A 14,801-nucleotide genomic window follows, 5' to 3' on the forward strand; every position below is an offset into this window, starting at 1 on the left:
TTATCCCCTCTTCAGCAATAAATCAAAAAACAACCAAGAAATCAAACTATCTACTGCATAAATAAATAACGACAATATAGCCACAAAAACAACTACAAAAACTGTCATTCTAGTAGCATCTTTCCTCGGAGGCCAAACAACTTTTTTAAATTCTGTTACAGACTCTCGAATATAAGTAATTAGTCGTTTACCAAAATCACACCAGTAGAAAACTACTAACAACCCCAACAACAAACCAACAACAGGGAATATTAGTCTTACATAGATGGATAAATGCAGCATATTATAAAACAGCCACATACCACAAGAAGCCAATAGAACGGCAATAAGCAACTTAAACCAATCTGCACCTTTAAAAGCAGAGTTATCTTTATGCTCAGACAACTTTCCTTCCATTCGGCTAAAGTGTTCTTTTTTATCTTCCGCCATCTTTTATCCAATATTAAACATAAATTTAGAACCCACTTTTAAACAGAGCTTTGATTCTTTTTAAGTCAAAAAGAAGAATATTTTTAGTAAAGTGCATTTACAAACTTTACAGATAGTAAAAAAATTAACCGGCACTTAGGCCGGTTAATTTTTTTATTGGCAGGCCAGGAGGGTCTCGAACCCCCAACCCTCGGTTTTGGAGACCGATACTCTACCAATTGAGCTACTGGCCTCTAATATTAAGCGATGATAGAAGATACTACGCCAGCACCTACAGTACGGCCGCCTTCGCGAATCGCAAAACGCAAACCTTCTTCCATAGCAATCGGAGCGATCAATTCTACAGTAATGGTCACATTCTCACCGGGCATTACCATCTCAACGCCTTCTTCCAATGTTACCGCACCGGTAACGTCGGTAGTACGGAAGTAGAATTGAGGACGGTAGTTAGCGAAGAACGGAGTATGACGACCACCCTCTTCTTTGCTCAATACGTACACTTCAGCTTTAAACTTGGTGTGCGGAGTGATAGAGCCGGGTTTAGCCAATACTTGACCACGCTCAACGTCTTCACGTTTGGTACCGCGCAACAGTACGCCAACGTTATCACCAGCTTGACCTTGATCCAGCAATTTGCGGAACATCTCAACACCGGTACAAGTGGTTTTTTGAGTCTCTTTCAGACCTACGATTTCAATCTCGTCACCTACGTTGATAATACCGCGCTCTACACGACCGGTTACTACGGTACCGCGGCCTGAAATAGAGAATACGTCTTCAATCGGCAACAAGAAAGGTTTGTCAACTGCACGCTCAGGAGTCGGGATGTAGCTATCCAAAGCAGCAGCCAATTCAAAGATTTTTTCTTTGTAAGCTGCATCACCTTCCAAGGCACGCAAAGCAGAACCTTGAACGATCGGGCAGTCATCACCGGGGAAGTCGTAGCTGCTCAGCAGATCACGGATTTCCATTTCTACCAACTCCAGCAGCTCTGCATCGTCAACCATATCGCATTTGTTCATGAATACGATGATGTAAGGTACACCTACTTGGCGAGCCAACAGGATGTGCTCGCGGGTTTGCGGCATAGGACCGTCAGCAGCAGAACATACCAAAATAGCGCCGTCCATTTGGGCAGCACCGGTAATCATGTTTTTAACGTAGTCGGCGTGACCCGGGCAGTCTACGTGTGCATAGTGACGGGTTTCGGTTTCGTATTCTACGTGAGAAGTGTTAATGGTAATACCGCGGGCTTTTTCTTCCGGGGCATTGTCGATTTGATCGTAACCTTTAGCCTGACCGCCGAATTTTTCAGCCAAAATAGTGGTCAATGCAGCAGTCAAAGTGGTTTTACCATGGTCAACGTGACCGATGGTGCCAACGTTTACGTGCGGTTTGCTCCGCTCGAATTTCTCTTTAGCCATGGCAATTTCCTATTCCTAAGCTTTAAGTTTGGGTAAATTTAGTGATGGTGCCCATGGGCAGAATTGAACTGCCGACCTCTCCCTTACCAAGGGAGTGCTCTACCCCTGAGCTACATGGGCTGAATTATTTTGGAGCGGGTGAAGGGAATCGAACCCTCACCGTAAGCTTGGAAGGCTTCTGCTCTACCATTGAGCTACACCCGCTTACTTACATGCTTTTCTCTGCTCCAATTTTGATTGGATTTTTGGTGGAGGGAGAAGGATTCGAACCTTCGAAGCTTTCGCAACAGATTTACAGTCTGCCCCCTTTGACCGCTCGGGAATCCCTCCTAAAGAGAAACGCAATATTAGACAGTTATTTTTTTGCCGTCAAGTGCGTTTTTTATTTTTTTGCAGCTGAAAAGTTAGCATATTAATTTTAAATAGTTTTATTTTATGCCATCTTTGGTTTGATTTGAGTCGGATTACTTTTGCGCAACAATCCGCTCGTATTTGGCTTGCAATTCTTCTTGCGTTTCGGGATTTTCTTCATCAATCAGAATACAGTCTACCGGGCACACTTGCTGACATTGCGGCTCGTCATAATGGCCGACACATTGCGTGCACAGGCTGGGATTGATTTCGTAAATCTCATCGCCTTGTGAAATGGCGTCATTGGGGCACTCGGGCTCGCAAACATCACAGTTAATGCACTCATCTGTAATAAAGAGCGACATTTTCTTTCCTTTTCTTTTATATAAATATTTATTCAAAACCGGGCTGGGATTATATCACAAACTTTTTTACGGTCATGAACTTACTGATATTTCAATAAATGTATTCAGGCCGTCTGAATATTTTCAGACGGCCTGAACATCATGAAAAAGACTCATGCTTTTTTCACAAGTATAAGCCATTCAATGCGGCAATTAGAATTTGTAGGTATATTGCAGGCCTACGATATTACCGTGGCTCTTATAGTTTGCAGAAGATGAAACATTGCTGTCGATGGTGGTTACTTCTGCATTGGAACCTTTAGCCTGAACAACGGCTTTGGCTTTTTGGATGTGGATGTAGCTGTAAGCAGCGTTGATGGTGTGCTGTTTGCCCAAATCGTATTTCATACCGACTGAGTACCAAATGCGGTTATTGTCGGGCATGGTCACCAAGCGCTCTTCTGCTCTGCGTACGGGCGATTGATCATACGCCACACCGAAACGCAGCTGCAACGGATCTTTAACTTGATAAGACGCACCTACTGCAACTTTATAGGTATCACGCCAATTCGGTGTGATCACGGTTTGGTTGGATGTTTTTCCGCTGGCCGTGAGCTTTTCGTTTTCAAATTTCAGCTCTGCGCGGTTGAAACGCGAGTGTCGCGTCCAAGTGACATCGCCAAACACATCCCAGCGGGGATACACTTGATACATGCCGTGTACGGAAAGTGATTCGGGTGTGGTTACTTTCAGGCTGGCTTTTTCATGCGGCACATAACCCAAGCCACCCCCTTTGATCGGCTTACCGATATTGGCTGCATAGATTCCTTTGGCCATCGCGCCGTCTGCTTGCCAATCAGCAGTACCTTTCAGATTGTGCTTAACGCGTGAGCGGTAATTTACGCCGACGCGGGCGCGGTCGTTAATGTCCCACATCCAAGCCAAGTGGTAACCCAAGCCCCAGTCTTTACCTTTCACTTCGGCATGGCCGTCGAGCAACCCTAAGCCTGCTGGATCTGCAAGAGGTCGTCTTGATGAACCCCAGTCTGCATATTTACGCAAGCCGGCGGTGCTGTATTGTGCAACCACACCTGCGGCCACCGAATGCTGTTCGTTCACTTTGTACGCCACAACCGGCTCAACAGCGATGCTGGTCAACTCAGTTTTATTCAGGTTGTAGCGCAGCACGGATTTTTTATCGTACTCGGTTTCCGAACCGAAAGGCACATAAATGCCCAAACCTGCTGTGAAGTTGTCGTTGATTTTATAAGCGCCGTACACATGGGGGGCAAGCACCACATCGGGAGTGATTTTTCCGCTGGTAGTGCCGACGGCAACTTTTTGGCCTTTGTTGTAAACGGCTTGGCCTTCGCTGTATTTCACGCTGGGCGCAACCACGTTTACCGACGCCGAAATTTCATGGCTGTCGAGTTTGCTCAAACCTGCGGGGTTGTAAAACAGGGTGGAAGCATCGGCGGCCTCGGCAGCGGAAGAGTTGGCGGTGCTTTGTGCGGAAACGGACTGCGTGCCGAAGTGATATCCGGATGCTTGAGCGGCAAATGCAGCCAGCGCAGCGTACATAGCCAAAGAAAAACGATGTAGTGAGTATTTCATAATCTTGAAGTTATATTTAGGGTGAAAATGATAAAAGGCCGTCTGAAAACAGCCATGTATGATGGAACATTCATTCTGCCCGCAAGAAAATCCGGGCTGTCTGCCATCTAGTGTAGAGACTCAATTCTATAACAATATTTTGCACTTCATGTGATATTTTTTCATTTCACCGCCAAACATCGCTCAAAACACCGGTTTTACCAACATGTTCAGACGGCCTGTTGCCCTATTTTGGCCATCCACGCCAACGGAAAGCCGATTTGCCACAACATCAGCAGCAAACCTTGAATCACGATGGCGCTGTCGCGTTGGCGTAACGCAAGCACTACGGCGGCGATGGCAACCAGCGCACCTAAAAACAACAATATCACCGCGGCAAAGGCGGCGACACTCTCGGCGGAAGCATACCGCCACAGCAGTAAAGTGCCGACAACAGCAGTAAAAACCGCCAATCCGCGGTACGGCTGGGGCGTGAGCAAATAAGGGGCAGACATGTCGTATCCTTTCTTCAATCGCTTATATCAAAATCGGAAATCACTATATCAGCTTGAAAAATTTGCTAAAACTACCGCCGCTATTCATGCAGCAACAGAGTACCGACAGGTCTTTATATCAGTTCGGATAAAAGCCAAAGTAATCTTTAAAGGCTTGAGGCCGTCTGAACATTTTTTAGCGAAACTCCCACAGCTCGCTTTCAGACGGCCTCGCAGCCATAACCCTTAGCCTAATCTATTCATTCGGTTTGATCATTGCGCTTGAACAACGCCAACGCTTTTTCACGCTGTTCGGCGTGATTGACCATGGGTTCGGGATAGCCGTGCGTATCTATGCTTTCGCGCGCCAGCCACGGTGCATGGACGACGTCTTTGCCCAAATGCGCCAGTTCCGGCACATAGCGGCGGATAAACTGCCCGTCGGGGTCGAATTTCTGCGATTGCAAGATCGGGTTGAAAATTCGGAAATACGGCTGGGCATCGCAGCCTGTGCCGGCAGACCACTGCCAGCCGCCGTTATTCGCAGCCAAGTCGTAGTCGATGAGTTGCTCGGCAAACCATGCTTCCCCCCACCGCCAGTCGATCAATAAATCTTTAACCAAAAAACTGGCGGTAATCATGCGCAATCGGTTGTGCATCCAGCCGCTGCTTTTAAGCTGGCGCATGGCGGCATCGACAATGGGGTAGCCGGTTTGCCCTGTTTTCCACCGCTCGAACCATTCTTGGTTGTTCTCCCAAACGATGGAACGGTATTCCTGCCGGAAACTTTCTTCTGCCGCATGGGGATGATGGAACAGTACCTGTTTGAAAAATTCGCGCCATATCAGCTCGCTCAGCCAAACGCCTGCACCTTCGTTATCGGCCTGTTTGGCCAAGAAAACCAAATGGCGCGGCGACAGCATGCCGTGGCTCAGATACGGAGACAGCCGGCTCGTGCCTTTTTGTGCGGGAAAATCGCGGGCGAGATGATAAGTGTTGATATGTTCGAGAAAACGGCCGAGCTGTTTTTGAGCGGCCTCTTCTCCGCCGGCAAACATCGTCGGCTGATGGATAAAGCCGAGCGTTTCGGGAGACGGTAAAACGGGGGGGCGGCGCAGGGTGTCGGGTAGATCGGCCTGCAATGCCGCCAATGCGGGCCAGTCGTCTGCCGGCTGCCATTGCCCGAACAGACGGGAATAGGTTTGCAGCCAAGCGTTTTTATAGGGGGTGAAAACGGTGTACGGCCTGCCGTTGTGCGTCATCACACTGGCTTTGGGCAGCACGACTTGGTCGTCCACCCGCACCATTTCCCGCCCTGCCGAATCAAGTTTATGCCAAATGCGGTTGTCGCGAGCGGAAGCCTGCGGTTCGTCTTCATCGGCACAAACGACGGCAGCGGCATGAAGCTCTTGAGCCAGCTTGGGAATCTCGATTTCCGCCTGCCCGTGCAAAACATACAGCGGTATGTTTTTGGCTTGTAAGGCCGTCTGAAACGCAGCCACGCTGTCGTATAGAAAACTCAGGCGGCGGTGGTTGCGCTGCTCGGGGGTATCGGTGCGGTTGTCGAAAACATATACGCCGACAACAGGCAGCCCGCGGCGGATGGCGGTTTGCAAAGCGGTATTGTCAAACAGGCGCAAATCGCGGCGGAACCAGATAAGCGTAATGGGTTGCACAGTCATAGGCCGTCTGAAACGCTGTGTAATGAGATGAAGGCATTGTAAAGGTTTTGGGCGGCAACGGCATAGTCAAATTCATCTTTAACACTAGGCAGCAAGCCGCAGTAAAAGTTAAGTTGGTTGGTTATAGCTGTCGCTGTGCCAAAAGGGCTGGCCGACCGTGGGCGTGCTGGCGCGGGTATGTTCGGAAGGGGGCATCGGCACGGCTTCATAGGCGTTGCGGCCTGCTTCGGTGGCCTGTGCGAATGCTTTGGCCATCTGAACGGGATTGCCGCTGCGCGAAACCGCGCTGTTGAGCAACACGCCGTCGAATCCCCACTCCATCACCTGCGCCGCATGCGAAGGCAAGCCCAAACCGGCATCGATAATCAGCGGTATGTCGGGCAGCCGGTCGCGCAGCAGGCGCAAGGCATAGCCGTTAACCGCACCCAAGCCCGTGCCGATTGGCGCCGCCCACGGCATCAACGCTTGGCAGCCCGCGTCGAGCAAACGGCGGCAGGCAATCAAATCTTCGGTGCAGTACGGCAGCACTTTAAAACCGTCACGGATAAGGATGTCTGCCGCTTCCACCAACTGAAATACATCGGGCTGCAAGGTGTCGTCGTGGCCGATCAATTCGAGTTTGATCCAATCGGTATCAAAGAGTTCGCGCGCCATTTGTGCGGTGGTTACGGCTTCCTGCACGCTCAAACAGCCGGCCGTGTTCGGCAGCAGCGGAATACCGGCTTCTTGCAGCAGCGTCCACAATTCGCCGCCGCTGTCGGAAGCGGGATTGTGGCGGCGCAAGGCAACGGTAATCATGGCCGGCTCGGCAGCCGCCACGGCCTGACGCATGATATCTAAAGAAGGATAAGCCGCCGTGCCCAACAGCAGGCGGGAGGGGAAAGAATGTCCGTAAAACGTGAGCATGGGTGTTCCTCCAATAGTTAGAGATGGCCGCGCTGTTGTTTTCAGACGGCCTTGAATATAGATAGGCTAACAAGCGGGCAGCGCACAACGCAAAAATGCGCCGCAGATGGGGGTTTTGTAAAGGCCTGATGATTCAGCCGCCGACCACGGGGCGCACGATGTCTAATTCATCGCCGTTGCACAGCTCGGTTTCGCCGTAACGCTGTTTCGGCACGAAAGTTTTGTTGACGGAAACGGCAAAAGGCGGCTGCGGCGGGTGCTGCGCGAGCCAATCGGCCACGGTGCGGCCTTCGAAACTGTGGTTTGCTCCGTTGATTTTAATGTTCGGCATGAGTAAGGACTTTCTGATCAGATGCTTTGTTTTGATGTTCCGAAGCGGCTGTTTGAGTGTGGACAAGCGGCACACGGCCGTTTTGCGGCAAATCTGAGCCGCCCAGCAAAGCCTTAACGTACTCAACCACCGATTCGGCTACGGCGGGGGAAATCATAAAACCGTGCCGGAACAAACCGTTCGCTTCCAGCAGGCGTTTGCCTGCATCGCAGCGTATTTCCGGCCTGCCGTGCGGAAGGGTCGGGCGCAAACCGACGGCGTTTTCGAGTATCCGCGCTTCACCGAAAGCGGGATGAACCGCATACAGCGCAGAAAACAATTCCAAGCTGCTGCGAACCGACATCGGGCTGGCGTCTTCGCTGTCGATTTGGGTGGCACCGACCACAAACAGGCCGTTTTCTTTCGGGCACACATACAGCGGATAACGCGGGTGCAGCAGGCGCACAGGGCGGTTGAGGCTGACTTCGGGCGCATAAACCCGCACCACTTCGCCGCGCACGCCGCGCAAACGGCTGCCGTCTGCTCCGTTCCAAGCCTGCTTGGCACCGACGCCGCGGCAATCGATGACCCATTCCGCTTCATCATGCAGGGTGTGCGGTTCGGCGGGCGTGTTCCAACGGCACACCGCTCCGGCCTGTACCAACGCTTCAGCCAATGCCGCCAACACTTGGCGGTTATCAAGCTGCCCTTCGCCATCGAGAAACAAAGCCTGCCGGAAGCGCCCGGCCAACTGCGGTTCGGCGCGGGCAATATCCTCCGGCTGCCACCGCTGCGCAGGTTGCGTGCCGCCGTGTGCAAGTTGAAGGTGCTGCAAAAAACGCGTACTCAAGGCGGCATCTTGCGGATGCCACACAATCAAACTGCCGTTTTGCTGGAAAAACACTTTGCTCGACCATCTGCCGACATAATCGCGCCACAACGCTAAACTTTGCCGCCCCAAAGCCGTTACCGAAGGCTCGGCTTCTATCGATTCGGCCGCAGGCGCAAGCATGGCCGCCGCCACATACGCCGCACTGCCCTCCCCTTGCGGCGAGGCGGCATCATAAAGCACGGTGCGCACGCCCGATTCGGCCAACCGCCACGCAGTCAGCCGCCCCAGCAACCCGCCGCCCAGCACCGCCGCTTGGTAGGTTTTCATCATGGATTCCTTTCCGGCCGCCCACTCACGGCAGGCGGTTTGAGACCTTTGCAAAACTCTCAGATGTGGATGCAGTTCAAGGCGTAGCAGCACAGCGAGTGCAGACATATCATATATAGATAGGCAAACGAGCGAGCAGCGCACAACGCAGAAATGCGCCGCAGATGAGAGTTTTGCAAAGGCCTCGGTTTTTATTCTTTATTTCATTCACTTACATCGGCATCGTTTTTTCAGACGGCCTCTTAAGCCGAAATGATAAGATCTGTGAAACCATACATAAAAGGCCGTCTGAAACAACATCTGCGTTTTCAGACGGCCTCAAAGCGCATCAACTGTAAATCTCAGCACCTTTCTTCATAAACTCAATCGCTTTTTCTTCCATGCCTTTTTGCGCGGCGGCGTAGTCGCGCACTTCCTGCGTGATTTTCATCGAGCAGAATTTGGGGCCGCACATCGAGCAGAAGTGGGCTATTTTCGCGCCTTCGGCGGGCAGGGTTTGGTCGTGGTAGCTTTCGGCGCGTTCGGGGTCGAGGCCGAGGCGGAACTGGTCGCGCCAGCGGAATTCAAAACGGGCTTTCGATAAGGCGTTATCGCGCAACTGTGCGCCCGGCCAGCCTTTGGCCAAGTCGGCGGCGTGGGCAGCCAGTTTGTAGGTGATGATGCCGGTGCGCACGTCTTCTTTGTCGGGCAGGCCCAAATGCTCTTTCGGAGTCACATAACACAACATGGCCGTGCCGTACCAGCCGATATTGGCCGCGCCGATGCCCGAAGTGATGTGGTCGTAGCCGGGGGCGATATCGGTAACCAACGGGCCGAGCGTGTAGAACGGCGCTTCAAAACAGTGTTGCAGCTCTTCGGTCATGTTTTGTTTCACGCGTTGCAGCGGCACATGGCCGGGGCCTTCGATCATCACTTGTACGTCGTGCTTCCACGCTTTGGCGGTCAGTTCGCCCAGCGTGTGCAACTCGCCGAACTGCGCAGCATCGTTGGAATCGGCAATGCAGCCGGGGCGCAGGCCGTCGCCGAGGCTGAACGACACGTCGTAAGCCTTCATGATTTCGCAGATTTCGTCGAAATGGGTGTAAAGGAAATTTTCCTGATGATGCGCCAAACACCATTTCGCCATGATCGAACCGCCGCGCGACACGATACCGGTGATGCGGTCGGCAGTCAGCGGCACATAACGCAGCAGCACACCCGCATGGATGGTGAAATAATCCACGCCTTGCTCGGCCTGCTCGATTAAGGTGTCGCGGAACAAATCCCACGTCAGGTCTTCGGCCACGCCGCCCACTTTTTCCAATGCCTGATAAATCGGCACGGTACCGATGGGCACAGGCGCGTTGCGGATAATCCATTCGCGCGTTTCGTGAATGTGCGCGCCGGTGGACAAATCCATAATCGTGTCGGCACCCCAGCGCAGCGACCACACCATTTTTTCCACTTCCTCGGTGAGCGAAGAAGTAACGGCGGAGTTGCCCAAGTTGCCGTTGATTTTGACACGGAAATTGCGGCCGATAATCATCGGTTCCAACTCGGGGTGGTTGATGTTGGCAGGAATAATCGCGCGGCCGGCGGCAATTTCGCTGCGCACAAACTCGGGCGTGATTTGGTCGGGATGGGTGGGCAGGTTCGCGCCGAACGATTCGCCGGCATGCTGCTTGATGATTTTGGCGTAACGCGGGTCGCGCCAGATTTCTTCCATTTTCATGCGCTCGCGCAGGGCGACAAACTCCATCTCCGGCGTGATGATGCCTTGTCGCGCATAGTGCATCTGGGTCACGTTTTTACCCGCTTTGGCGCGCAGAGGCCGGGTGATTTGGTTGAAACGCAGGTGGGCGGTTTTCGGGTCGTGGGCGCGTTGCAGGCCGTATTCGCTGGATAAACCGGCCAAGCGTTCGGTATCGCCGCGCTCTTCTATCCACGCGCTGCGGATATGCGGCAGCCCTTGTTTGAGGTCGATATGGGCGGAAGGATCGCCATACACGCCGCTGGTGTCGTACACCGGAATCGGCGGGTTCGGTTCGCGGCCTTTGTCGGTTACGGTGTCGTCTTGGGCGATTTCGCGCAGCGGCACGCGGATGTCGGCACGACTGCCTTGCAGATAAACTTTGGTGGAATTCGGGTATTTGAAGCGGATGCCGATATCTTGGCTCAACTCGTCAAACTGGGCGGCCTCTCGGCCTGTGGTTTTCAATACCATAAAAAACGCTCCTGTTTTCTCGTTCGCAAAAAGAGAAACAGGAGCACGGTATCTGCTTTTCAGACGGCCTGCCGATAGAGTTTGAGGCCGTCTGAAAAAAATCGGTTACGCTGAAAACTCCCCACGCAAGTATTATCTTGTTCGGGTATAAAGGGTAACTCTCAGCCGCACAATAAAATGCAGCACCCCTGTTTCGTTGTGCGGATTAAAACACAATTCGCAAACACCAATCAAGTGCCGGTTTAACGATATAATCGGCCAATGCCAATCCGACTTGTATGATGATGAACGCCGCCGAACTGCAAACCTTCCTCCACCACAATATCCCCGCCTCCGCCGCCTTGTCATTAGGCGTGAGCGAAAGCTCGCCGCAACGGGTGGTGTTGTCCGCACCGATTTCCATCAACCGCAACCACCATCACACCGTATTCGGCGGCAGCATATCCATGCTCGCCACTTTGTGCGGCTGGTCGCTGGTGCATCTGAATTACCCCGAATACCACGGCAAAATCGTGATTCAGGAAAGCACTATCCGCTATACCAAACCCGCCACCGGCGATTTAAGCGCGGTATGCGAAAAAACAGACCCCGAAGCTTGGGCGCTGTGCAGCCGAATGCTGTCGGAACGCGGCAAAGGCAAAATCAGCGTAACCTGCGTTCTGTTCAGCGAAGGCATCGAAGTTGCCCGATTTGAAGGAAAATATGTAGTCTTGGCTTGATGCTGCACAGGAAAACCGCCTAAACCGCCGTTCCCCGAAATCAGCTTATCGGCTCATCTTAATCGCCCGACTTGACGGCCTTATAGCTCCGACGGCTCTTCCTCATACGCCAGCAAAGCAAACTTACTCATGCCCGCTTTGCCTTCACGGTAAACAGCCAGCCATTCAGGTATTTCCGGCAAACGGCCTGCTTCTATATAAACCATCGCTCCCCGATTCAGACGGCCTTTGAGCAATTCAAACAGCTCCGGCCACTGCTGCCAGTTAAACGGCGGATCCAAAAACACAGTATCAAAACACTCCCGCCCCTGTTTCAAATACGAAAGGCCGTCTGAAACCACCGTTTCTATCTGCGCCAGCTCCAGCTCGCGCACATTGTTTTGAATGTTCGCCAGCGTTTTACGGTTGTTTTCCACCACCACCACCTTACGCGCATGGCGCGACGCCGCCTCCACACCCAAAGCTCCGCTGCCGCCGAATAAATCCAAAACGGCCTGCCCGGTCAAATCCTGCCCCAACCAGTTAAACAAACGCTCGCGCACACTGTCGGGCGTGGGCCGCAAACCGTCTGCATCCGAAAAATACAGCCTCCTGCCGCGGTACGTGCCGCCGATAATGCGGATTTGATTATGGTGTTTAGTGTGTTTCATAGATGGCGAACCCGGTAAACCTCAAAAAATATACTTATATAATATATAAAATCTTTGATATAAATTATCTCAAACCAAACGAAGGCAAAAAACATGCGTAAACGTATTTTCAGACGGCCTTTTCACGCATAAATAATGAGCCTATATCTGAAAGACAGCCGCTTAAAACGCCCTATCGTTAAAATATTCATTCAATCATTATGCCGTTGCGCAAACGAATCCAATACACAGCAGATTCGCTTACAATACCGCAAATGATACGCTGTTTCCCACCCGTGTTTTCTTGCACAAAATCTGCCGCCAAAATTTTCATTGCAGTTTAGCAACAGATTATTTACATTACCCCATTATCGCAGTTTGTGACGCAACAACGCAGGTTTTCCCGAATCACCATCAAGAACAATCAAACAAAAAAATGCTTGAAAAGCCCATGATTCAAGGCTTTTCTCCTTCACTATTTTAATAAAAGCAAAAGCACACCCGTCTAAATTTTGAAGCCGTACTCAGTTCAAAATTGTAAACAATGGTATAATATTCATAAGTTTTATTTATTTTTGTGAATTTTTACTTTGTTGTTTATTTGAATTTGATTTGAATTTTAATATAATCACAGCTTCTTGATTAATAATTTTAATTCTTTGTCATTTTAAAATGTTATGTGTATATTATGGCTTTTAAAATGAATATTGATATATGTTATCGCTCGGGATACGATGCATGTATATAAGCTTTTTTATCCCTTTTAGCAGTTTGATAATATATTGCCACTCGTGGTAATTTCTTGGTCGTTCGTATTCGAACATTTAATGATAAAACCAATAGACTGACAGAATATGCTGAGTGCGATTATTGTTGAAGATGAAGTATTGGCGGCAGAACGCCTGCGGGTTTTGCTGGAAGAATGTAACGTAGTATTGCTGAAAATTTTCCACCATGCACAACCTGCGCTGGATTGGTTGAGCATTCACGAAGCAGATATTGTGTTTGCCGACATCGGCCTGCCCGAAATCACCGGCTTGGAATTGGTGGAACGCATCAAGCGCGTTGCCAAGAAACAACCCGAAGTGATTTTCACCACCGCCTACGAAGAACATGCCTTAAGAGCGTTTGAGCTGGCCGCAGCAGATTATCTGTTGAAGCCGATCAAAGTATCGCGCCTGCAAGCGGCTTTAGAGCGCCTGAACGAAAAACACCGTGAAAAAGCCGACGATTTCACCCATTTCAAAGTGTTCAACCGCAACAGAATGGTCGAAATCCCGTGGCAGCAAGTACGCTATCTGATGGCCGAACACAAAACCGTATTCCTGTTTACCGGCGACGGTCAAAGCTACGAACTGCCCAAAACACTGGTTTACTGGGAAGAGCTGCTGGGCGACAAAATCATCCGCATCCACCGCAACGCTTTGGTGTTCCGCCACACTTTAGACTGCCTGATCCGTTTGGACAGCGGCGAAGAAGACGACACCAATGCCACTTGGGGCGCAAGAGTTTTGGATATCGACAAGCCTTTGGCCGTCAGCCGCCGTCAGCTTGCCGCCATCCGCAAAATTTTGCGTGAAGGTTGATACATATACGGTAAGCGTTTAACAACATTCAATCATTCAATAGCAAAAAGGCCGTCTGAAAATTTTTCAGACGGCCTTTTCTTTGTATATGTATTTATTGAGCCAATTCACGGTCAATCTCTTGGTACAGCTGTGCAAAATCCGGCTCACCGACAAAAGTTTTCAGCAACTCGCCTTTTTTATTCACAAAAAACGATGTCGGCGCAACCTTAACGCCGAAAGCCTTACCCGTTTTTCCGTCCGCGTCATACATCACCGTAAAAGGCAGCTTGCGGTCTTCTGCATAATTGACAACACTCTCAATCGGGTCGTAAGGCAGTGAAATGGCAATAATCTGGAAGTCTTTGCCTTGATAATCTTGCGCGGTTTTCATCAGTTTCGGCATCTCGCTGACACAGCCCGGGCATGAGGGATACCAAAAATTAATCAGGGTAACTTTACCCTGCAAATCGGCATTGCTGACGGTTTTGCCTTTTAAATCCGGCAACGAAAAGGCGGTAACGGGTTGGTTTTTCGGCCATAAAACAAAAGCGAGCAAGGCTGCTACGGTCAAAACGGCAGCAAAAGTAAAAAATTTTTTCATGATGTGATGTGTTGTGTGAGAAAAGTGGAGAGTTCTTCGGGTAAATCGATGGCGCGGCCGTTTGAACCTACGGGAACCAAAGTGATTCCGGCCTCGGTAATCGTTTTGCCTGTGTCGGCGCGCACGATGGTTTGGGTTAATAAAACCTGACGCGGTTCAACCGCATCAACGCGGGTTTTGATATGCAATTCATGCCCTTCTTGAACGGCGCGGCGGTATTGTATGTCGATACGCGTTACCACCATCATGATGCTTTCCAAAAGCGGCAACCAATTTTGCTGCTCAAAAAAAGCCCAGCGCGCTTCTTCGAGAAACTCGAGGTAGCGCGCATTATTTACATGACCGTAACCGTCTAGATGATAGCTTCGTACACGGATAACTGTCATGGG

14 protein-coding genes, 4 tRNA genes, 2 pseudogenes and 1 riboswitch are annotated in these 14,801 nt (G+C 50.8%); of the genes and pseudogenes, 2 read left to right on the forward strand and 18 right to left on the reverse strand.

Features of this window, described 5'->3' with window-relative positions; genetic code table 11:
• The 15 genes and pseudogenes from secE to thiC all read right to left on the reverse strand — a co-directional run.
• A pseudogene (secE, locus tag CKV66_RS12385) lies at positions 1-162 on the reverse strand (preprotein translocase subunit SecE); the annotation flags it as partial.
• 424 nt (positions 163-586) lie between these two features.
• Positions 587-662: transfer RNA gene (locus CKV66_RS00155), tRNA-Trp, on the reverse strand.
• Between the two features lie 6 nt (positions 663-668).
• Complete coding sequence (gene tuf / locus CKV66_RS00160; protein WP_085360686.1) at positions 669-1,853, reverse strand: elongation factor Tu; 1,185 nt, start codon at positions 1,851-1,853, stop codon at positions 669-671.
• 45 nt (positions 1,854-1,898) lie between these two features.
• Positions 1,899-1,973 (reverse strand) — tRNA-Thr (locus tag CKV66_RS00165).
• Between the two features lie 10 nt (positions 1,974-1,983).
• Positions 1,984-2,057, reverse strand: a tRNA-Gly gene (locus CKV66_RS00170).
• 42 nt (positions 2,058-2,099) lie between these two features.
• Positions 2,100-2,183 (reverse strand) — tRNA-Tyr (locus CKV66_RS00175).
• A gap of 134 nt (positions 2,184-2,317) precedes the next feature.
• Positions 2,318-2,569: a YfhL family 4Fe-4S dicluster ferredoxin gene (locus CKV66_RS00180; RefSeq protein WP_085364123.1), complete on the reverse strand. Its 252-nt coding sequence runs from the start codon at positions 2,567-2,569 to the stop codon at positions 2,318-2,320.
• A gap of 192 nt (positions 2,570-2,761) precedes the next feature.
• Positions 2,762-4,165 carry an OmpP1/FadL family transporter gene (locus CKV66_RS00185; RefSeq protein WP_373962303.1) on the reverse strand — a complete coding sequence of 468 codons (1,404 nt, stop codon included), beginning with the start codon at positions 4,163-4,165 and terminating at the stop codon, positions 2,762-2,764.
• 206 nt (positions 4,166-4,371) lie between these two features.
• Positions 4,372-4,656: a hypothetical protein gene (locus tag CKV66_RS00190; protein ID WP_085364125.1), complete on the reverse strand. Its 285-nt coding sequence runs from the start codon at positions 4,654-4,656 to the stop codon at positions 4,372-4,374.
• Positions 4,657-4,895: 239 nt separating this feature from the next.
• The gene (locus CKV66_RS00195) at positions 4,896-6,317 is read right to left on the reverse strand and encodes a cryptochrome/photolyase family protein (protein ID WP_085364126.1); all 1,422 of its coding nucleotides are present in this window, start codon (positions 6,315-6,317) and stop codon (positions 4,896-4,898) included.
• Between the two features lie 108 nt (positions 6,318-6,425).
• Positions 6,426-7,223 carry a thiazole synthase gene (locus CKV66_RS00200; RefSeq protein WP_085364127.1) on the reverse strand — a complete coding sequence of 266 codons (798 nt, stop codon included), beginning with the start codon at positions 7,221-7,223 and terminating at the stop codon, positions 6,426-6,428.
• A gap of 133 nt (positions 7,224-7,356) precedes the next feature.
• Complete coding sequence (thiS, locus tag CKV66_RS00205) at positions 7,357-7,554, reverse strand: sulfur carrier protein ThiS (RefSeq protein WP_054600413.1); 198 nt, start codon at positions 7,552-7,554, stop codon at positions 7,357-7,359.
• Positions 7,541-8,695, reverse strand: coding sequence for an FAD-dependent oxidoreductase (locus CKV66_RS00210; protein ID WP_231990552.1), 1,155 nt, complete (start codon positions 8,693-8,695; stop codon positions 7,541-7,543). Before CKV66_RS00210 ends, thiS begins: the two co-directional genes overlap by 14 nt.
• 36 nt (positions 8,696-8,731) lie before the next feature.
• Positions 8,732-8,871, reverse strand: a pseudogene (locus CKV66_RS12395) (lipoprotein signal peptidase); the annotation flags it as partial.
• Between the two features lie 149 nt (positions 8,872-9,020).
• The gene (thiC, locus tag CKV66_RS00220; protein WP_085364128.1) at positions 9,021-10,895 is read right to left on the reverse strand and encodes a phosphomethylpyrimidine synthase ThiC; all 1,875 of its coding nucleotides are present in this window, start codon (positions 10,893-10,895) and stop codon (positions 9,021-9,023) included.
• A gap of 101 nt (positions 10,896-10,996) precedes the next feature.
• Positions 10,997-11,095: riboswitch (TPP riboswitch) on the reverse strand.
• Positions 11,096-11,173: 78 nt separating this feature from the next.
• Between thiC and CKV66_RS00225 the strand changes: the two genes are divergently transcribed.
• Positions 11,174-11,614 (forward strand): YiiD C-terminal domain-containing protein, encoded by a 441-nt coding sequence (locus CKV66_RS00225; RefSeq protein WP_231990495.1) that lies wholly within the window; start codon positions 11,174-11,176, stop codon positions 11,612-11,614.
• An 80-nt stretch (positions 11,615-11,694) separates the two neighbouring features.
• Here the strand turns inward: CKV66_RS00225 and rsmD are convergent, their stop codons facing one another.
• Positions 11,695-12,264 (reverse strand): 16S rRNA (guanine(966)-N(2))-methyltransferase RsmD, encoded by a 570-nt coding sequence (gene rsmD, locus CKV66_RS00230; protein ID WP_085364129.1) that lies wholly within the window; start codon positions 12,262-12,264, stop codon positions 11,695-11,697.
• 833 nt (positions 12,265-13,097) lie between these two features.
• Here rsmD and CKV66_RS00235 point away from each other — a divergent pair.
• Positions 13,098-13,829, forward strand: a complete 732-nt coding sequence (locus CKV66_RS00235) for a LytR/AlgR family response regulator transcription factor (RefSeq protein ID WP_085364130.1) — start codon at positions 13,098-13,100, stop codon at positions 13,827-13,829.
• Positions 13,830-13,923: 94 nt separating this feature from the next.
• On the opposite strand, the gene CKV66_RS00240 is transcribed toward CKV66_RS00235, so the two are convergent.
• Both CKV66_RS00240 and CKV66_RS00245 read right to left on the reverse strand, forming a co-directional pair.
• The gene (locus CKV66_RS00240) at positions 13,924-14,412 is read right to left on the reverse strand and encodes a TlpA disulfide reductase family protein (protein ID WP_085364131.1); all 489 of its coding nucleotides are present in this window, start codon (positions 14,410-14,412) and stop codon (positions 13,924-13,926) included.
• A complete protein-coding gene (locus tag CKV66_RS00245) occupies positions 14,409-14,798 on the reverse strand; it encodes an acyl-CoA thioesterase (protein ID WP_085364188.1) in 390 nt (129 codons plus the stop codon). Before CKV66_RS00245 ends, CKV66_RS00240 begins: the two co-directional genes overlap by 4 nt.
• Positions 14,799-14,801: the final 3 nt, after the last annotated feature.

It is taken from the genome of Neisseria zoodegmatis, assembly GCF_900187305.1.
Classification (GTDB): Bacteria; Pseudomonadota; Gammaproteobacteria; order Burkholderiales; family Neisseriaceae; genus Neisseria; species Neisseria zoodegmatis.